We start from the raw sequence: 19,139 nt of genomic DNA, 5'->3' as shown, positions 1-19,139 counted from the left end.
CGTGCACAATCTTGATTATTCGATTCATAATGATCAAATCATCATCCCCAAGAGCTGTTGAATGCCTCATGAGCAATATGATTTCGCCAATCCGACAAGTGCGACTCATTTTAGGTGAGCCGTGTCGAGCGCTTGAATTTTCGGACATCCAAGAAGACCCATACATCGAACCGCATCGTCACGAGTACTGGGAAATCGTGTGGTGTTTAGATAATAGCGGAACGCAGAGCGTCGACTTCGTCGAATACCAAAACCGCGTTGGTCGCTTGTTTACCATTTCACCAGGGCAGGTTCACCATTCCGAGTTCATGGGTAAAAACATTCGCATGTTGATATTCCGTCCTGGCTTTGCTGAAACCAATCCACGTAGCACACAGTTGGTGAATAGCGTATTTTCTACGATTGAGCGACCGCCGTACCTCGATTGCAGCGACGAGGGTTTTCCCTACCTAGAATCGATTTACACCCTAATCAAAGAAGAGTGTGAAAGAGAGGACTGTGACTGGGACCTTGTCGAATCACTCATCAACAGCTTTCTTCGCTATGCATTGCGCTTTGCTAAAACACCATCTCAGAAAGGGGAGCAGAAAGACGCTCGCATCGTTCAGTTGACCGAATTAATCGAACTGCATTATCGCGAACAAAAGAAATGCCAGTTTTACTCCGATGCATTAGCCCTTACCAGCAAACGTCTAAACGAGTTAGTGAAAGCCGACAGAGGCAAGACGGTCACGCAACTGATTCATGATCGAATCATATTAGAAGCCAATCGAGAGCTGGTGTTTTCGACGAAAACCGTCAAGACCATAGCGTTTGAATTGGGCTTTGATGACCCTGCGTATTTCAGCCGCTTCTATCGAAAACAAAAAGGAGAAACGCCAGCGGAATTTCGTCACCGATGTTTAGATAGTGCAATATAATGGGCGGATAATCCCTTTTCGCTACGCTTGAATGTACTGATAATACCCGAACATAAATCCACCACATTCGGGTATTTTTCTAATCCATGGCTATCAATCTAAAAACTGATCCCATTTCAAAATCCTTTTATCAGTATCTATGGCCAGCGCTCACTGGAATGGTGATTAAATCGCTGTTCATCATGGGGGATGCGTTATTTATCGGTTTAGGCGTCGGGCCCGATGGGCTTGGTGCTATTGCCTTGGTGATTCCACCTTTTTCTATTTTTACTGCCATCGCCATGATGGTTGGTATTGGTGGCGCCGCCAAAATGTCGATAGAAATAGGCAAAGGCAACACAGAATCCAGCCAGATGTGGTTTAGCCAATCCATGTTGATTACCACTTTGCTATCCACTATCACGGTGACGCTCGCGCTCGTTTGGTTGGATGAATTGATAGCCTTGATGGGCGCTTCAGGCAACTTGGCTCAGCTTGCTCATGATTACCTGATCGTGCTGCTGCCCTTCTTTGTTCTTTACTCGCTGGCTTGGGTGTTGTCTTGCTTTGTGCGTAACGACACCAACCCTAAATTGGCCACCTATGCGATGTCGATTGGTGCCATTACCAACCTCGCTTTTGATTACCTGTTTATCATAGAGATGAACATGGGGATGAAAGGCGCAGCGTATGGTACGGCCATTGCTCAAGCGGTTATCGCACTGATTTTGTTGACTCATTTCGTGGGTAAGAAAGGCTCATTAGAATTCAGCCTAAAAGGCATCGGCCTAAGCAAGACTAAAGAAATCTTAAGCATCGGTACTCCGACATTCTTTATCGAAGTCACATCCGCAATGACCATCGTGTTGTTCAACTACGTGTTGCTCAGCCAATTCGGTGAAAGCCACATCATTGCCTATGGCTTAACCACCAATGTCGGTGTATTCGCTCTGTTTGTGATGGTCGGTATCGCGCAAGCGTGTCAGCCAATCATCAGCTTTAACCACGGCGCAGGGCGATCAGAACGCATTGACGAGATTCTAAAACTGGGGATGAAAGCAGCCATGGGCAGCGGCACAGTCTTTCTTTTAGGAATCTGGCTGTCAGCGCCACTGATTGCCTCAGTTTACTTGGGGAACGCAAATGATTTGATCCCAATCGCTGCGAGCGCACTGACGTTCTATTTCTTCGGCGTCCCTTTGATGGGGTTAAACATGGTGATTGCCAACCTGTTCCAAGCCATTGCCAAACCAAAACAAGCCACGCTTATTTCCTTATGCCGAGGGTTTGTGTTTGTCGCGCTAGGTGTATTGCTATTGCCTAAGTTCTTCCCGCAAGACGGCATTTGGGCGAGCATAGTCTTTGCAGAAACGCTCACCGCGGTGATCAGTTTGAGCATGTTATTCAACTACCGAAAACGCGCAGTGGAGCTAACAACGTCCTTGGCGAGAAGTTCCTAGTTCAACCAAGCTCAGCCAAATGATAAACTCGGGTTCTATTTCATTCTGTGATTAAAAGGAAATGCGATGAACCCGATTATTGCGCTGCTAAAAGAGAACAACATCAGCGACGAACAAATCAACGAGATTTTTCAGACTCTGACGCAAAACCCTCTAGCGGCAATGGCAACAATCAGCCAACTAGGTTTGCCACAAGACAAGCTACAAATGCTGATGGCGCAAGTGATGCAAAACCCTGCGCTAATCAAAGAAGCCGTAGACGAGTTGGGATTGGATTTCTCAAAGGTTGAAGAAGCAAAAGAGAAGCTTCAAAGCCAAAACCAAGGCAACTAAGTCTTAGCCATTTAGCGCTGAATATAGAAAAGGCCGTTAACCCGATCATGTGGGTTAACGGCCTTTTTTGTCGGCTAGTTATTAGCGATTTAAAGACGCGAATTGTTCTGCGGTCATACCGTAGTATAGCTTGTCGTCAAAGCCATGCTCTCGTTTGTAGTAGTCTTTCTGACGGCCTTCCTGAGTAAAACCATTATTCTCTAATGTCTTGTAAGAACCTGCATTGGAAGCGTAGCAATCGGCACTGACTTTATGGGCGTTTAGCTCAGTAAAGCCAATCTCGGTCATCATTTGGCAAGCGCGAGTCGCAACGCCTTTGCCCCATGCACAAGTTGGTAACTGATAACCCACTTCGTAGTTGCCAGTTAAGAACATCACTGCGGTCACTGCACACATTCCCATGTACTGACCTTGTTGGTCACGAATCACGAACGTTGGGCTATCTGGCCAAACATCGTCTTTAATCGCTTGTGCCGTATTTTCAATAATAGGGCCAAAGAAGCCTTCATATAGGCTGTTGTCAGCAGGTGCGAAGAACAGATATTGATTGACCTTATCGTCGTTTAACATCTCGATAATATCTTGTAGATCAGAGCCTTGAATCAGTTGGATAGTCAACGATTCGTTAAATGGGATGGCTTCGCCTTGTTTTAGTTTTTGATATGACATGTGTTACCTCGTTATCTGCGGAAAATAGTAGCCCAGCGGATAAGAGAAAAATTGGATTTTTGCGACAACTTTCGGGCTGATTAGCAATGTATTACGACTCAAAGTCGCCATAGATATCGATGGTTAAGTCACGCTTTTTCAAGTATTTGCTTGGCGTTTTTCTTAGCTGCTGTTTGAGGGTACGAATCAAATGCGATTGGTCACTGAAACCAAATTGTTGGGAGAAACTCGCCCAATCAATCGCTTCTTGTTGCTTGTAGAGAGTCAAAATCATCTGCTCCAGACGTGCCATTTGTTGATACTGCTTAACGCTCAACCCCACCACCTGCTTGAAACTGCGCTCAAGCGTTCTGCGAGAACAGGCGCACTGTTTGGCTATCTCATCAATATCCATCGCTAGCTCAGGTGAGCGTAGCGCCTGAGCATCCATCACGGACACCGCTTTTTGCGATGCCAAAAACGGTTTGCTGCGGCAAGGTTCGATATCTAACGCATCTAGATGTTGTTTGATGTAGTTCAGCAAACATTGCGGTGAATCTTGCAACTCTAGCTGCCATAACCCTTGTTGAAAGCGCTCATCAAACGCCACGTTAAGCCACTCAAACCATTCGCATTGGTTAATTGCACCGACTTGGGATACATCACTAAACCGTGACTCAATGGCATACAAACCCTCTGGGCGAAAGGTGATACCAATACGCTTGATGGGTGCCGTATCTTCCAACAACAGCAAGTGTTCGTTAGCCGTTAATAAGTGACAGCCTTTGCCAGCAAGCTTAGTGTCTCCCGTGTCGTAACTGTAGCCTTGCTCTGGTGGCGTAAAGAGTAAATGAGCACGCGGGTTTGGAATAAGGTGCGGCTTGGGGTCAATGACTTCACCCTCTGGCACTTCCAAGTACCAAACTTGATGAATGAGCCATTCGTACTCTGGCAGAGACTGTTTCCAAGCTATCATGATTGTCCTAGCGGTTAGTAAAGATAATAAGCGCGACGTTTTTGCTTCAACATCTGTTCGTTGAGTGTGACTGATTGACGCTCATCTCGCCACGCATTTCTCACCCTGCTCCCTTGCAAGCTTGTTGGATTACGGTAGGCTTTGAGCAGAGAAAACAAGCTGAACAGAACAAGGAAATACCACGATGCGCGTCGACTACCACCAACGACTGGTTCCTGTGATTCGTTATTTAGAACAACACTTTAATGAACATCTCAACCTACCAGAAGTGGCCGCGCTGGCGAACCTTTCCCCTTATCACTTTCATCGCACCTTCAAAGCCGTGCAAGGCGAAACACTGGCCGACTTCATTCGACGTTTACGTCTAGAAGCCGCCGCCGATGACTTATTCAAATCCAAGCAACCGGTATTGAACATTGCCCTAGAGTACGGATTTTCTAGCTCACAGAGCTTAGCCAAAGCCTTCAAACAACATTATGGCGTTACACCTACGGCCTTTCGTGACTGCGAAAACTACCAGCAGTTTTCTGAATTAGCACGAAACAGCAAGATTGGACACACGTTGCGCAAGAATGGAAACGAAGTAACACCAAGCGATTCATATACTGGCTCTGAACTCACCAAATGGAGCACGACAATGGAAACGCAAAACTTTGAAAAAGCAAAACTGGCTTACATTCGCGTAAACGGCCCTTACGGCCAAGGCTATGAGGAGCCATCAGGTCGCTTGTATCAATGGGCAGGAATGAAAGGTTTGGCGGGCAATACCTGCATCTTCATCTACCACGACAATCCTGAAATCACGCCAGACGAGAAGTGCCGTACTGACATCTGCTTGATGGTGCCAGAAGATACGGAAGTTCCGAAAGGGATTGAGCTACAAGACTTCCCCGGCGGTCAATATGCGGTGATGCGCCAGCACATTACTGACCCGAGCCAATACTCAAAAGCGTGGGATGATGTCATGAGCAAGGTAATTGAATCCGGTATTGAGAACGACGACCGCCCTTGCTTTGAGCTTTACCACAGCTTCGACCCACAAACACACCATGCAGACGTTAGCTTCTGCACCGCCATCAAATAAACCAAAAGCCTGCATCGTTGCAGGCTTTTTCATTTCTTGTTCTGGTTGCTTAAATCCGTTCTTTCAAACGCTGTTTATCTTTTAATCCAATTACTTAGAACACGAACGAATACCTCATTATTTTCGTGATCCTACTTCGCGTTTTGACCACGCGCGTTCATTCGCTCGGCTGAGTTGGGATTCATTTCACAGATTATTCATGAAGCGAACCTAGACTGAAAAAACTCCATCGACCCCGTTCGACCTACAACGCTAGGCACAATAAAAACTAGGTACTACAGCACCTCTAGGAAATTCCATGAAGAAGAACTTACTTGCCATTGCTCTTGGTAGCGTGATTGCGCTGACTGCAGCCCCATACTCTATCGCGGCTAACGACGCTGCCGTCCAATCTTCCGCCGACTACTCACAGATCGTCACTAAACGTCAGGTTGTCGACCAACTTCTCAACGACGCCGTACAGGCATTCAAATCCCCTGCGCGTATCTCGCATGCGGGTTTTACCGCCAAAATGCCGAGCAACATGGAGATTGTTACCGACCGCTTATTAGAAGCGTACAAACTTGAGCCGTACCGCACTGATCTACTGATTTCTGCAGCAAACGCGCAGATCTACAACAAGAATGCAGACCGCGCGATTGAACTGTTTGAACAAGCCCTTTCTGTTGCGCCAGACGATGTGGATTTGCACGCTTACTTAGCGGTATGGCAACGCTTTGAGGGCAACCAAGCGGAATCAGCGAAACACATGGCGACGCTCACTAAGCTCAATGCAGGTAAAGCCGCAGACATCCAACGCATCTTCGACACCGTAGACCGCGTACTTGCAACGCCGCTGAAAGAGAAAGCCGACAAAGGCAAACTGGATGACAAAGGCGCAATCGTCACTTTGGGATACGCGCTGAACCCAGATGGTTCAATGCACCAGATCTTGGTTGAGCGTTTGGAAACCACGCTAGCCATGGCAAAAGCAAACCCAGACGCATTGATCGTATTGACGGGCGGCGTACCAAAGAACCACAAAACTGAAGGCAAGTTAATGGCGGATTGGCTGATTGAAAAAGGCATCAGCAAAGATCGCATCATTGAAGAAAACTACGCCACCAGCACGGTAGGTAACGCTCTATTCAGCAGCTACGCATTGGCACGTCATAACATTAAACACGCGACCATCATCAGCTCAGCGAGCCACGTACGCCGTGGTCAAACCTTGTTTGAAATCGCAAGCTGGCAAACTGGACCACAAGACATCACTTTTGACACAGTGAGCTACCCAGACAAGCCACTGAAAGACTTAGCCAAAGCCAGCGATGGCGAACTGCTTGGTATCTACCGCGATGCTCTGCGTACCTACGGCATGTGGAGCTACCGCTCTTACCCGCTAGAGTCGCGTTAAGTATTCTCGACTCATACCAATCAAAAAAAGCCTGCGTACTTGCAGGCTTTCTTGTCTTTGTGCAGTAATAAGAACGCTTAAATTGCTTCGCCGTTTACCGTTACTGCCACATCAATGTTGCCACGAACTGCGTTTGAGTATGGGCAAACTTGGTGTGCAATGCGCGTTAGCTCTAGCGCTTGCTCTTGTGGCATGTCTAGCTCTACCGCTAGGCTCACTGTTAGTGCAAAGCCGCCGTTATCGTTCGGACCGATGCCCACTTCCGCTGTTACGGGTGCACTTTTCAGATTTACTTTACCTTCACGTGCTACGTGCAGAATCGCGTTAGAAAAACACGCCGAATAGCCCGCTGCAAAAAGCTGTTCTGGGTTAGTTGCTGCACCTGTGCCGCCCATTTCCTTCGGGTATGACAGCTCTAGATCGAGAAGACCGTCATCTGTTTTTACTTGACCATTACGACCAGCCAAAGCGGTAGCTTGAGTTTTGTATAGAGTAGTCATGCGAGTGTCCTTCTTAATTTAAGTTGTGCACAATTTAATTGCTTGCAATCTTATATCGAAGTGAAGATCGTTTGCAACTATATTGTGCACAATTTATTTTATGACTCTCTTTCTCTATGAGCAGGTAGGCAACGCCAATGAGCCAGTGTTACACCGACAACACCATGACCGACGACGATAAACTCTTACTCGAAAACCAAGTTTGCTTCCCGCTCTACAGCGCAGCAAATGCAGTGATCCGAGCGTACCGCCCGTTGTTGGACGAGCTTGATCTGACTTATTCGCAGTACTTAGTGATGATGGTGCTGTGGGAGAAAGACGGTGCCAGCGTGAAAGAGCTGGGATCACAACTGCATTTGGACTCAGGCACACTCACGCCGCTGCTTAAACGCTTAGAAGCAAAAGGCTATGTAGAGCGTGGTCGCAGTGAAACCGATGAGCGCGTTCGCGTACTCAACCTAACCAAGCAAGGTCGTGACCTTAAAGAACAAGCCAAGTCAGTGCCAAACGCCATGATGTGTAAAATCACATTAGAGCTGGATGAAATGATCATGCTGAAGAAGTTGTGCGGCAAAGTGCTCGACAATCTGAGCTAACAAGATAGAAGCATCCGCTTCCCCACTTCCGATAAGAAAGAGCCTGCCGAGATGCAGGCTCTTTCGATCTTAGCTAGACGATCTACTTCAGTACATCATCAGTATTCTCTATTGCTAATCCGCCTTCATCTTCAATAAAACCTATCAAAGCAAACCCACTTACATCGGATTTCCCTATCAAGTGAAATAGGAAATGGCTATCAATAGGATAGTTACAAGCGATTTTCCTTAAACACACTCCGATGAGAATATACTTTCCGAAAGCAACAACAGCTCAGCTTAAAACATTCAAAGGAAAGTAAATTATGATTAATACTCAAATCAAACCATTTGCAGCTACAGCGTACAAAAACGGCGAATTCGTTGAAGTAACAGAACAAGACGTTCTAGGTAAATGGGCAGTATTCTTCTTCTACCCAGCAGACTTTACGTTTGTATGTCCAACAGAACTGGGCGACCTAGCAGACCACTACGAAGAGCTACAAAAACGTGGCGTAGAAGTTTACTCAGTATCAACTGACACACACTTCACTCACAAAGCATGGCACGACAGCTCAGACACAATCGGTAAGATTCAGTACTACATGCTTGGCGACCAAACAGGCAACATCACAAACAACTTCGGTGTGATGCGTGAAGGTCAAGGTCTTGCAGACCGCGCTACGTTCCTAATCGACCCTGAAGGTACTATCCAAGCAATGGAAATCACTGCTGAAGGTATCGGTCGTGACGCAGAAGACCTACTACGCAAAGTGAAAGCAGCTCAATACGTAGCAGCGCACCCAGGCGAAGTTTGCCCAGCGAAATGGAAAGAAGGTGAAGAGACACTAGCTCCATCACTAGACCTAGTTGGCAAAATCTAAGCCACTGAAATTTAAGTTCTAATCAGTTCCCGATTTCCTTTTTCTGATTAGAACTGAATTAGAGAGCACTTCAGGTTAGATACCTTGACGACCTTCTGCCTGATTTGCTCTCTCCCCCTCAGGTTTTATCTACAGTAACCACTTTTTATTACCTATCTGAATAAGTAGGTGTGCAGTAATTGCGTAGAAAAAATCGTTTAGAACCAGGCATAGATTTTCGATAGCTAGTTACTCTAACTACAAAATCTATAACGCAGTTATCAACGATTTTAGCTAGCAAGAATGAACAAATACTTGTTTTGATTGGTAACTATTTAATTAAGGTAGTAACAACTATGTTAGACCAAGCGATCCAACAACAACTCAAACAATATCTGGCTAATGTAAAAGAAGAAGTTCGTTTAGTGGTTAGTCTAGATGAAAGCAAAGCATCAAATGACATTTTGTCTCTAGCGAACCAAATCGCAGAGATGAGCGACCTAATCACCGTTGAACGTGACGACAACGCAAGCGCACGTAAACCAGTGATGGCGGTAACTAACCCAGCAAAAGGCACAGCACTACGCTTTGCAGGCTTGCCAATGGGTCACGAATTTACCTCTCTAGTATTGGCACTGCTTCACTCTGGCGGTCACCCAATCAAACTAGAACCAGAAGTGATTGAGCAAATCGCAGCACTAGACAAAGATCTAGACGTAGAAATCTTCATTTCACTGTCGTGCCAAAACTGTCCGGACGTGGTTCAAGCGTTCAACATGATGGCGGCGATCAACCCGAAAGTAAAAGCAACCATGATCGACGGTGGCTTGTTCCAAGATGAAGTGAAACAACGCGACATCATGGCCGTACCAAGCGTATTCGTGAACGGTGAGCTATTCGGTCAAGGTCGTATGTCTCTAACTGAAATCCTAAACAAAGTGGATGACGGCGCGAGCGAGAAAGCCGCGAAGGCACTGAGCGAAAAAGACCCATACGACGTACTTGTTGTCGGCGGTGGTCCTGGCGGTAGCGCAGCTGCTCTATACGCTGCTCGTAAAGGTATTCGTACTGGCGTTGTTGCTAAGCGTTTTGGTGGTCAGGTTATGGACACCATGGCAATCGAGAACTTCATTTCAGTAAAACGTACTGAAGGTCCAAAACTAGCAACAGACCTAGCAGAACACCTAAAAGAATACGACGTAGACGTCGTGACTGAGCAACAAGCTGAGAAGCTAATGGGCGCAGCACACACAGAAGATGGTTTGATTCACATCCAACTTGAAAGCGGCGCAACGCTGAAGAGTAAGAGTGTCATCCTTAGCCCTGGTGCACGCTGGCGTGAAATGAACGTTCCGGGTGAGCAAGAGTACCGCAACAAGGGTGTCGCATACTGCCCACACTGTGACGGTCCACTGTTCAAAGGCAAGAAAACCGCAGTTATCGGTGGTGGTAATTCAGGCATCGAAGCGGCTATCGACCTTGCTGGTATCGTAGAACACGTAACGGTTCTTGAATTCGCAGACGTACTTCGCGCAGACCAAGTGCTTATCGACAAAGCGAACTCACTACCAAATGTAGACATCATCACCATGGCGCAAACTACTGAAGTAGTGGGTGACGGTACTCGCGTAACAAGCTTGAAGTACAAAGACCGCAACACAGATGAAATCAAAGAGATTGAATTGTCAGGTATCTTTGTTCAAATCGGTCTAGTACCGAACACAGAATGGCTAAAAGATTCAGAAGTAGCCCTATCTGAGCGCGGCGAAATTGAAGTCGGCAGCCGTGGCGATACTAGCCTAGAAGGTGTCTTCGCAGCCGGTGACGCAACAACCGTTCCTTACAAACAGATCATCATTGCGATGGGTGAAGGTGCAAAAGCAAGCTTAGGCGCATTTGACTACCTAATCCGTAAGCAAGGTTAATCTCCAATTTCTTGAGCACAAAGCGCACGGTGCTGTGTTTTCTTCCCCGGAAAACCAATCGGGGCACCGTGACAGCGATGAGTAACAAGAAATACAATCAAAAAACCTAGAAGCCCAAAGACTTTGCCAGCAGATATTAACTGCTGGCTTTTTTGGTTTGGGGAGAGGTGTAAGCAAATCTCTCAGCGCTCCGAGTTCAAACTGGAGGGAATGGCTCTACAATCACGGATAATTCAGTTCACTCCATCAGCATCACAACGCGCTGCGAATAGATTCTGAATACTCGCTTAGGCTCTTGCAGAATGACGCTGTTCGTTTATCGTTCTCTCCCCGTCATTCCCGCGAACCTAGGTGAGACTCGGAATCTACTCACCGTAAACTCGATCGAAAATGAGTAGCACGAACAAACAAAAGTTGAAACAAGGTTGCAAGCACCTTACCCAACATTCAACCTCAAACCAGCAACCCCACCTAACCTCCCCTTGTATCAAACTCCGAAGCTCTCAACACGCAGAGCTCAAAAGGGAGGAACTGGTTCTGTGCTCGCGGATAATTCAATTCACAACGCAACATAACAACACACTGAAAGTAGATTCTGAATACTCGCTTAGGCTCCTTCAGAATGACGCTGCTCGTTTAGCTCTCTTTCCGTCATTCCCGCGAACCTAGGTGAGACTCGGAATCTACTCACCGTAAACTCGATCGAAAATGAGTAGCACGAACAAACAAAAGTTGAAACAAGGTTGCAAGCACCTTACCCAACATTCAACCTCAAACCAGCAACCCCACCTAACCTCCCCTTGTATCAAACTCCGAAGCTCTCAACACGCAGAGCTCAAAAGGGAGGAACTGGTTCTGTGCTCGCGGATAGTTCAATTCACAACGCAACATAACAACACACTGAAAGTAGATTCTGAATACTCGCTTAGGCTCTTTCAGAATGACGCTCTTCGTTTAGCACTCTCTTTCCGTCATTCCCGCGAACCTAGGTGAGGCTGGGAATCTACTCACCACAAACTCGATCGAAAATGATTAGCAAGAACACGAACAAACAAAAGGTGAGACAAGGTTGCAAGCCCCTAACCCAGCTCTCAGATTCAAAGCACCAAACCCACCGAATCTCTCAATGTATCCAGATCCAAAGATATCAACCCTAAAAAATTTTAAAAAAGCCCTTTACCTCAACTTTACTTGAGGTTTTAGCATATTCATCGTTGGCTAGAAAATGACAAAAAGGAGCACATCATGATCCAACTAGAACATATTAACTTAGTCGTGAAAGATATCCCTGAAATGCTGAAGTTTTACCAAACTGCATTTCCACATTGGTACGTGCGTGATGAAGGTAAAGGCGAATGGAGTGGCAAGCCAAGAAACTGGCTACATTTTGGCGACGAGTATCAATACATAGCCATGAGTGACCATGGCGAAGGAGAAAACCGCGAGTTGAGCGGGCACCAAGTTGGGCTAGCGCATTTTGCTTATGTGACCAACAACGTCGATGCAATCATCAAAAGACTAACCGATGCAGGTTATCCGATTGCCCAACCTGGTGCTGATGAACCATACCGCAAGAATGTGTATTTTGTTGACCCTGCCGGTTTTGAGATTGAATTTGTTGAATACCTGGCGGATGACCCAAAACTTCGTAACCTGACAAGCTAAAAGAGATGTAAATAATAAAACGCCAGCAGATAGTGACTGCTGGCGTTTTATTTTTTATCTATCGGGCTTCTTTATCGCATTAGCGCTGTTTGGCAAAAACCTGAGTCCAGTAATACCCGTAGCGTGCAGAGTGATTTTCGACAAGCGACGCGCCCATCTGATCAAAATCCGCACTCATGATATTAAGGCAGTGGCCTTCACTCGATAACCAAGCATTAACGACGGCGTTAATGCTGCTTTGCCCTACTGCGACATTCTCACCAATGGCGCTCCAAGCATAGCCCGTTGCGTTAACTCGATCTGACATTTTGCTGCTATCAGAGCCTGTGTGGCTCATGAAATCGCTGTTCGCCATATCGCTTGAATGTCGATAAGCGGCGCTTTCCAAATCGTAGCTCCAAGTCAGGGCCCCAACAGGTGGCATGGTGGTTGCGCCACACTGTTGTGTAGTAGAGCGGGCGCTGTTGACCGCTGCAAGCATCTGCTCGGCAAATGTGCCTTGTGACGATGTGGAACCTGTGTTTTGTGAGCCGCTTTCTGCTGGGGCTGACGACTCCCCATCGCCGCCACATGCGCTGAGAAGTAGGGCCAAAGCAGGCACTAAGATCTTAGTTGGCATTGTCTTTCCTTTATGAGTGACGAAGAGCAAACTGCGCTTTTCGATAATAACGCCCAATAAACTAACAAAAACCAATAAAAGCACCATATAGCTTAGGGTTTTTTAACCAAAGACTCACATGAAGTTTTCAATCGCCTTGGTTCGGTCGATAAATCGGCAACGTTTCAGCCCAAGTATGGAATGGCGTTTCATCCATATCCTGTATTGCTTGAGTGATAAAATCGATGAACACCCTCACTCGGGCAGGCACATATTCCCGGTTGGCATAGAGAAGATACACGCCATTTCCTGCTTGGCGCATGCTCGGAAATATCGGCACTAAACGCCCCGCTTTAAGCCAGTCTCTCGCGATAAAATGAGGGATCTGAGTTAATCCTAAGCCTTCTGCGCAAAGCTCTGCCATGGATTCACCGTCATTTACAATGTAGTTTCTTTCGGGGTCATATTCACTCGCACCGTCTGGTTCTGGCATCCGAATCGGCAACAGTTTCCCCGTTTGTTTAAAACGAAAACGAACCCAAGAATGGTCATTGAATACATCCGAGCCACTCGGAACACCATGGCGCGCTAAGTAATCCTGACTGGCACAAATGATAAAATCGATAGGGCTGAGCTGACGCACAATCAATTGACTATCGTGAACGACACCAGAGCGAATCGACACATCAATACCTTGCTCAATAATATCAACGTAGGCGTCATCGTAATGAATATCGATAGTGATGTTAGGGTAGCGGCGACAAAACTCTTTTAATAAAGGACGAATATAGAGGCGACCGTACGAGACTGGCACATTAATCTTAAGCTGCCCTGAAAGCGCATCATTGTGACTTTTTAATGAATCCTCACATGCCGCCAGCTCCTCCAGTACAAACCTAGCAGTATTTGCGTACCTACGACCAGCTTCTGTCAGGCGGCTCTGTCGCGTAGAACGTTGAAAAAGCTGTATACCCAAATCGCTTTCAAGACGATGTATGGCTTTGCTCACGGTCGAAGGGTCAGTGCCATACACTTTGGCAGCCGCAGCAAAACTACCGCCATCTAAAGTGGCAATAAAAAATCGTAGGGACCGTATCTTATCCATATAACCAATGAACTCTATTCATGAATTTTATTCACTTTAGTAAAGACCAAGTGGCTCTTCAATCACTAATTAGCCTAAATATAATGAACCTCAATAACTTGATGCTCTGTTAGCGAGGAAAAACCATGGGTAAAAACGGATTGAAGAATGCACTACAACTATTGATAGCGACACTAGTCCTATTCTTTGGGGTGCTTCAAACAGCACATGCCGCAGATAAACGAATTGGTATTCTGGTTTACGATGGCGTACTGACCTCTGATGTTACTGCGCCTTTAGAGGTTTTTGGCGTCGCAAGTCGTCTCACTTGGTTTAGTGATTATGACGTGCTCACCATTTCCGTCTCAGATCAGAAAACCATCACCACTGAAGAAGGATTAAAAATTGGTGTGGATGCTTGGATTGGTGATCTGCCGGAACTCGACGTACTGGTTTTAACATCCAGCTATGACATGGATGCACTAATCGAAAATAAAGATCTCATTCACTTTATTAAAACTACCTCAAAGGCGGCAGATTGGATGGCAAGTAATTGCTCTGGCGCGTATTTGTTAGCCGAAGCTGGCCTTTTAAACGGCAAAAAAGCAACAACTTGGGCCGGAGGTGAAAACGGCTTTCAAAGAGATTACCCAGCAGTCAAAGTACAAGTCGACCAGAATTTTGTCATTGATGATGGCGTTATCACTTCGAACGGTAGCCTAGTTAGCTATCAAGCTGCTCTTAAGCTACTTCACCTTATGACTTCAGAGTCTAAAGCTCAGGAAGTCGCAGATGCCATCCAGTACTCACGTTTTTCCAACCAACCATTTTAAGCGTGTAAGAAAGAAATCAGAGTCACCCTTCGATATTTCGAAGGTTAACTCTTCGAATTTATCTTCCTAATCGAACAACCCTTTTTATCACTGTAAAAGCGATAAAAAGGGTTGTCGTTCATCTGGCAGACACAACGTGCTCTCCAAACTTTTTATCTTAACGCTATGGAAAAACATAAACGTTACGAAGCACTGACGAAAGAGCGATACCAAGAGATCTACCGTCTCGCGTATTGGTTATGCAAAGATCACCACCTTGCTCAAGATTTAGCGCAAGAAACCTTCCTGAAAGCGTGGCGATTCTTTGATAATTTAAATGATCCCAACGCCGCGAAGTCTTGGCTCATTACTATTTTGCGTCGTGAGAATGCTCGGCGCTTTGATAGAAAACAGTACGATTTTGTCGACATTGATGAGTGTGCAATACAGACAAAAACCTACCCTGGCAGTGACTACGACATGGCCCAAGATTGGCTTCAAAAACAAATGATGATTCTCGAACCCAAATACCGAGAGCCGTTGCTCTTGAGCTTAGTGGCTGGGTTGAATCATGATGAAATTGCCCAAGCCTTGAGGCTCAACCACAACACAGTGGCGACTCGATTATTCAGAGCGCGTAATCAGATCATCGCACAGAAGGAGAGTCATTAAGACACAAAAAGTAGTCAACCACGTAAACTAACTGGCTATGCTCCGGTCTATTTCATAAGTCGTTACACAACTCGACGCTTTAACGCTTTACATCAAGCGCGACTAGATGAACACTTCTTGTCAAAGTACAATAACAGCCGACATAGAGTAGAGTCAGTAAAACATTATGAGTAACACGACGGCGAAAAAGCCGAATCCCTTATTTGAAATCCTTTTCAACGTATTTATCCCTTCCTTCATTTTGATGAAGTTTAGTGGCGATGAGCATCTAGGGACAGCAATGGCGCTGGTTGTCGCTTTGCTATTTCCTATCATTTATGGCGGTATGGACCTTGTCCGTAACAAGAAATTTAACTTTATTGCTGCTCTGGGCTTTATCAGTGTTCTACTAACTGGTGGCATCGGCTTGTTAGAGCTTGATACACGCTGGTTAGCACTAAAAGAAGCCCTGATTCCTGGCCTGATCGGTTTAGCGGTTTTGGGTTCAACGTTTACCCGCTACCCGCTGATGCAGAAGTTAGTACTGAATGACACTGTGTTGAACCTCGCGTTGATTAACCAACGTTTAAAAGAAAATGGTAAAACCGATGCGTTCGAACGTTGCCTTATGTCTTCTAACTACCTGTTTGCAAGTACTTTTGCGTTCTCATCTGCAATGAACTACTTCCTTGCGACTTGGATTGTGACTAGCCCTTCTGGTACTGCTGCCTTTAACGAAGAGTTAGGAAAAATGACGCTGTACAGTTACCCAATGATTGCCATCCCAAGTATGTTGATGATGTTCGGTATTTTTTATTACATTTGGCGTCAAGTACGTGTGATGACATCGCTCGAAACAGAGCAAATCTTCCATCTAAAATAGCCCAATCATTACAAGTAAACCCATAAAAAAGGGAGGATTTTATCCTCCCTTTTCTCAACAGACTCACTGTAAATCATAGCGTCAAAATGATTTTACCTGACACTGCTGACGAGCGTCGCTCAACCATTTCAATCGCTGTTTGAAAGTCCTCTAACGACAGATCATATGCAACGTTTAACTTTATGTCGCTGCTAATAAAGTGTTCTAACATTTCAGCGAACACCGTCTTTCTCCCGCCTTTACCTACCGATTCTTCCCAATACCGCAAAAAGAATGTACTAAAGTCGATGTTGTTGGCCTTCATCGATTCAAAAAACTCAGGCGTATAAGGCGTTAACGACAATGTTCCGTAGTTGATGTATTGGCCGTTTTCTTTCAAGGTACGAATGAGATCCGTGCCAGCCTCACCGCCTATCGCATCCAAAGCGACCGTTGGTTGTGGCAGTTGGCGCGTTTGCAGCTGCGCGTGTAAGTCTTGTTTTGCGTCCAACACTGGAATCGTATCGTACGGATACTTTTCTGGCTTTGAAGTCACAGCAATCAGTGTAAAACCCAGTGAGTGAGCAAGCTGGGCGAATATCTTACCGATCGCTGACCCTGCCGCATTGATGATCACCACATCGCCTTTGTTCAACTTCGCCACTTTAGTGGTGATAACCCACGCGGTTAGCGCGTTGATGTACAATTGGCAGGCATAGCCGTTCTCCAAACTCTCAGGTAGCGGAAAAAGATTCTCAGGCGAGGCATCTATGTAGTATTGCCAAGTACCACTCATCGCCACCAACACCTTTTGCCCAACTTGAAGGTCAGTTTGACCAACTGCACTGACTTCCACCACACGCCCAACCGCTTCAAATCCCGGCACGCGAGGTGGTACGTGAACGCGGCGGTATTGCCCAACACCATGAATGGAAAGCAAGTCACTTGGGTTAATGTTTGTAGCTTCCAGTCGCACCCGAACCTTGCCCTGAGCAAGCGGTTTGAGGGGCTCTTTTTCCAACGACAGCGACGTTTTGGGTTGACCAAAACAGAATTGATTCACTCGAGTATTTATCGTTGGTGCCATTGTTATTCATACCATGTAATTGAAATTCAAAAAGGAAGTTTCGTAACTTCTACTCAAAAGCATTAAGTGAAGTCGAAACTCTGTATTTCTACCTGCGCGATGCGCCGTTCACTCTAAACTGTTGTGGCGTCATATCAAAATAGGCTTTAAATGCTTTGATGTAGGATGAGTCGTTTTGATAACCCACTAGGTCTGCAATGGCTTGGATTGGCAACGATTCATCTAACAAAGAAAGCGAATAAATTAGCCGAATTTGTTGCCGCCAAAGCAGAAATGAAGTGTTGAATTCCTTGGCGAATAACCGTGATAAAGTGCGCTCAGACGCCCCAATTTTCTCCCCCCACTCTTTTAGCGAACAGCTCAACGCGGGCTCGTCAGTCAATTGCTCGAAAATCAGTTTTAGTCGTCTGTCTTGTGGCAGCAATAACTGAAATGTCTGCACGTTGCTTTTCAAAATTTGATCATGCAACACCGCCAGCAAATGCAGCACTTCTTCGTGGCTTGTCTCACCTTCACACTGTCTGCGGATCTCTTGTAAAAGCTCATTTAAAAACGGCGTTAAAGCAATGGTTCTCACTTGTGGCTCGTACGTCGCACCAAACTCAGGGTTGAGGTAAATACCAACAAATATCGTATTGCTTAGAGCAATCGACTCGTGTTGAACACCCGCAGGAACAAATAACGCAGAGGTGTGCGGAACCAAATGCTGATAATGCTCAGTTTGTGTTTGCAATAACCCTTTGATAGGAAAGATGATTTGATGCCAAGTGTGTTGATGCAGCGCATCAATGTAACCTTTTGGCATGTCGATGGTTTTCACCAAAACAGGAGAATGGGGATTCGCGTCCATCATCTTATTGGAGGTGACGACGCCTGACTTCGAATCAATTTGGCGAGTTAGCATTGTTAGTTGTCTTTTCATCCCTACTCCGACACACGTTTACTAGGCTATCATGCTCCGCATCGCGAATGAAGGTAAACACTTTATCTCTCATTCAAATAATAAGGAGGTTATATGAAGAAAATCGGCGTCGTAAAAGCTGTGCTAGCAGGGAAAACCGTCCCTTATGCTCATGGAGCGCAAAGCGCAATCAACAAACAAGTGCTGCCTGAGCGCCAGCACGCAACAGAGCTTGGTTTTATCAGTGATGAACAAGGCGATCCGCGCTTTCATGGTGGCATTCAAAAAGCGCTTCATATTTACCCAAGCGAACACTACCCAATCTGGCAACAAGAATTAGGCGAAAGAACCATTTTTCAATCCGCCGGCGGCTTTGGCGAAAACATCAGCTCCGAAGGCGTCACCGAATCCACGATTTGCTTGAAAGATAAAATTCGCATCGGCTCAACACTACTGGAAGTGTCGCAAGGTCGCATGCCTTGTTGGAAACTTAACGTACGTTTTGACCAACACGACATGGCGAGAAGACTGCAAGATACGCTTCGAACAGGCTGGTATTTCCGAGTGTTGGAAGAAGGCGATATCGGTGCAGGTGACGAGATTATTCTGTGCGAAAGACCTTATCCAGAATGGCCACTGGCTCGCATCATGGGCGCGGTTTTCACTGGCTGTTTAGATAGAAAAGAACTCACTCAGCTGTCTGATCTGCCGTTAGTCGAGTCTTGGGGCAAGTTGGTCGAGCGCCGCCTAGAAACTGGCGAAGTTGAAGATTGGGAAATGCGCTTGGTTGGCCCAACTGTGGGTTAACACCCCAAAGTAA

The 19,139-nt window shown here is 46.1% G+C and carries 20 protein-coding genes; 13 read left to right on the top strand and 7 right to left on the bottom strand.

What is annotated here, in order from left to right; translation table 11 throughout:
• Positions 1-68 precede the first annotated feature (68 nt).
• The 3 genes from R7P72_RS04935 to R7P72_RS04925 all read left to right on the top strand — a co-directional run bounded on the left by R7P72_RS04935 (position 69) and on the right by R7P72_RS04925 (position 2,692).
• Positions 69-920 (top strand): helix-turn-helix domain-containing protein, encoded by an 852-nt coding sequence (locus R7P72_RS04935; RefSeq protein ID WP_081009282.1) that lies wholly within the window; start codon positions 69-71, stop codon positions 918-920.
• An 86-nt stretch (positions 921-1,006) separates the two neighbouring features.
• Positions 1,007-2,359: an MATE family efflux transporter gene (locus tag R7P72_RS04930; protein WP_213906968.1), complete on the top strand. Its 1,353-nt coding sequence runs from the start codon at positions 1,007-1,009 to the stop codon at positions 2,357-2,359.
• Positions 2,360-2,425: 66 nt separating this feature from the next.
• Positions 2,426-2,692: a DUF2999 family protein gene (locus R7P72_RS04925; RefSeq protein WP_004746427.1), complete on the top strand. Its 267-nt coding sequence runs from the start codon at positions 2,426-2,428 to the stop codon at positions 2,690-2,692.
• 81 nt (positions 2,693-2,773) lie between these two features.
• Here R7P72_RS04925 and R7P72_RS04920 read toward each other — a convergent pair whose 3' ends face one another.
• Both R7P72_RS04920 and R7P72_RS04915 read right to left on the bottom strand, forming a co-directional pair.
• Positions 2,774-3,361 carry a GNAT family N-acetyltransferase gene (locus R7P72_RS04920; protein WP_005374648.1) on the bottom strand — a complete coding sequence of 196 codons (588 nt, stop codon included), beginning with the start codon at positions 3,359-3,361 and terminating at the stop codon, positions 2,774-2,776.
• Positions 3,362-3,452: 91 nt separating this feature from the next.
• Positions 3,453-4,316, bottom strand: a complete 864-nt coding sequence (locus R7P72_RS04915; protein ID WP_005374646.1) for a helix-turn-helix domain-containing protein — start codon at positions 4,314-4,316, stop codon at positions 3,453-3,455.
• A gap of 184 nt (positions 4,317-4,500) precedes the next feature.
• On the opposite strand from R7P72_RS04915, the gene R7P72_RS04910 reads away from it, so the two are divergent.
• Both R7P72_RS04910 and R7P72_RS04905 read left to right on the top strand, forming a co-directional pair.
• Entirely contained in the window at positions 4,501-5,400 is a 900-nt protein-coding gene (locus R7P72_RS04910; RefSeq protein WP_005374645.1) for a GyrI-like domain-containing protein, read from the top strand.
• 298 nt (positions 5,401-5,698) lie between these two features.
• On the top strand, positions 5,699-6,796 hold the full coding sequence (locus R7P72_RS04905) for a YdcF family protein (protein ID WP_005374642.1): 1,098 nt from the start codon (positions 5,699-5,701) through the stop codon (positions 6,794-6,796).
• A gap of 77 nt (positions 6,797-6,873) precedes the next feature.
• Here the strand turns inward: R7P72_RS04905 and R7P72_RS04900 are convergent, their stop codons facing one another.
• Positions 6,874-7,296, bottom strand: coding sequence for an organic hydroperoxide resistance protein (locus R7P72_RS04900; RefSeq protein ID WP_005374640.1), 423 nt, complete (start codon positions 7,294-7,296; stop codon positions 6,874-6,876).
• Between the two features lie 137 nt (positions 7,297-7,433).
• Between R7P72_RS04900 and R7P72_RS04895 the strand changes: the two genes are divergently transcribed.
• The 4 genes from R7P72_RS04895 to R7P72_RS04880 all read left to right on the top strand — a co-directional run bounded on the left by R7P72_RS04895 (position 7,434) and on the right by R7P72_RS04880 (position 12,324).
• Positions 7,434-7,892 (top strand): MarR family winged helix-turn-helix transcriptional regulator, encoded by a 459-nt coding sequence (locus R7P72_RS04895; protein ID WP_005374637.1) that lies wholly within the window; start codon positions 7,434-7,436, stop codon positions 7,890-7,892.
• Between the two features lie 305 nt (positions 7,893-8,197).
• Positions 8,198-8,755, top strand: coding sequence for an alkyl hydroperoxide reductase subunit C (gene ahpC, locus R7P72_RS04890; RefSeq protein WP_005374632.1), 558 nt, complete (start codon positions 8,198-8,200; stop codon positions 8,753-8,755).
• A 335-nt stretch (positions 8,756-9,090) separates the two neighbouring features.
• A complete protein-coding gene (gene ahpF / locus R7P72_RS04885) occupies positions 9,091-10,659 on the top strand; it encodes an alkyl hydroperoxide reductase subunit F (RefSeq protein ID WP_005374617.1) in 1,569 nt (522 codons plus the stop codon).
• A gap of 1,245 nt (positions 10,660-11,904) precedes the next feature.
• Positions 11,905-12,324 carry a VOC family protein gene (locus R7P72_RS04880; RefSeq protein WP_005374615.1) on the top strand — a complete coding sequence of 140 codons (420 nt, stop codon included), beginning with the start codon at positions 11,905-11,907 and terminating at the stop codon, positions 12,322-12,324.
• Positions 12,325-12,403: 79 nt separating this feature from the next.
• Here R7P72_RS04880 and R7P72_RS04875 read toward each other — a convergent pair whose 3' ends face one another.
• Positions 12,404-12,943: a CAP domain-containing protein gene (locus tag R7P72_RS04875; RefSeq protein ID WP_031778865.1), complete on the bottom strand. Its 540-nt coding sequence runs from the start codon at positions 12,941-12,943 to the stop codon at positions 12,404-12,406.
• A gap of 127 nt (positions 12,944-13,070) precedes the next feature.
• Positions 13,071-14,027 (bottom strand): LysR family transcriptional regulator, encoded by a 957-nt coding sequence (locus R7P72_RS04870; protein WP_005374613.1) that lies wholly within the window; start codon positions 14,025-14,027, stop codon positions 13,071-13,073.
• 125 nt (positions 14,028-14,152) lie between these two features.
• Here R7P72_RS04870 and R7P72_RS04865 point away from each other — a divergent pair, with 125 nt between their 5' ends.
• The 3 genes from R7P72_RS04865 to R7P72_RS04855 all read left to right on the top strand — a co-directional run bounded on the left by R7P72_RS04865 (position 14,153) and on the right by R7P72_RS04855 (position 16,352).
• A complete protein-coding gene (locus tag R7P72_RS04865; RefSeq protein WP_005374612.1) occupies positions 14,153-14,839 on the top strand; it encodes a DJ-1/PfpI family protein in 687 nt (228 codons plus the stop codon).
• A 120-nt stretch (positions 14,840-14,959) separates the two neighbouring features.
• Complete coding sequence (locus R7P72_RS04860; protein WP_258458155.1) at positions 14,960-15,490, top strand: sigma-70 family RNA polymerase sigma factor; 531 nt, start codon at positions 14,960-14,962, stop codon at positions 15,488-15,490.
• 166 nt (positions 15,491-15,656) lie between these two features.
• Positions 15,657-16,352: a VC0807 family protein gene (locus tag R7P72_RS04855; RefSeq protein WP_005374607.1), complete on the top strand. Its 696-nt coding sequence runs from the start codon at positions 15,657-15,659 to the stop codon at positions 16,350-16,352.
• Positions 16,353-16,425: 73 nt separating this feature from the next.
• On the opposite strand, the gene R7P72_RS04850 is transcribed toward R7P72_RS04855, so the two are convergent.
• The gene (locus R7P72_RS04850) at positions 16,426-17,418 is read right to left on the bottom strand and encodes a zinc-dependent alcohol dehydrogenase family protein (protein ID WP_005374605.1); all 993 of its coding nucleotides are present in this window, start codon (positions 17,416-17,418) and stop codon (positions 16,426-16,428) included.
• Positions 17,419-17,506: 88 nt separating this feature from the next.
• Positions 17,507-18,322, bottom strand: a complete 816-nt coding sequence (locus tag R7P72_RS04845) for an AraC family transcriptional regulator (protein WP_005374602.1) — start codon at positions 18,320-18,322, stop codon at positions 17,507-17,509.
• A gap of 111 nt (positions 18,323-18,433) precedes the next feature.
• On the opposite strand from R7P72_RS04845, the gene R7P72_RS04840 reads away from it, so the two are divergent.
• Positions 18,434-19,126, top strand: a complete 693-nt coding sequence (locus R7P72_RS04840; RefSeq protein WP_318110386.1) for an MOSC domain-containing protein — start codon at positions 18,434-18,436, stop codon at positions 19,124-19,126.
• Positions 19,127-19,139: the final 13 nt, after the last annotated feature.

This window comes from Vibrio sp. Vb0888 (genome assembly GCF_033338835.1).
GTDB lineage: Bacteria > Pseudomonadota > Gammaproteobacteria > Enterobacterales > Vibrionaceae > Vibrio > Vibrio alginolyticus.
The sequence above is the reverse complement of the archived record's forward strand: the minus strand, read 5'-3'. Positions and strand labels throughout refer to the sequence as shown.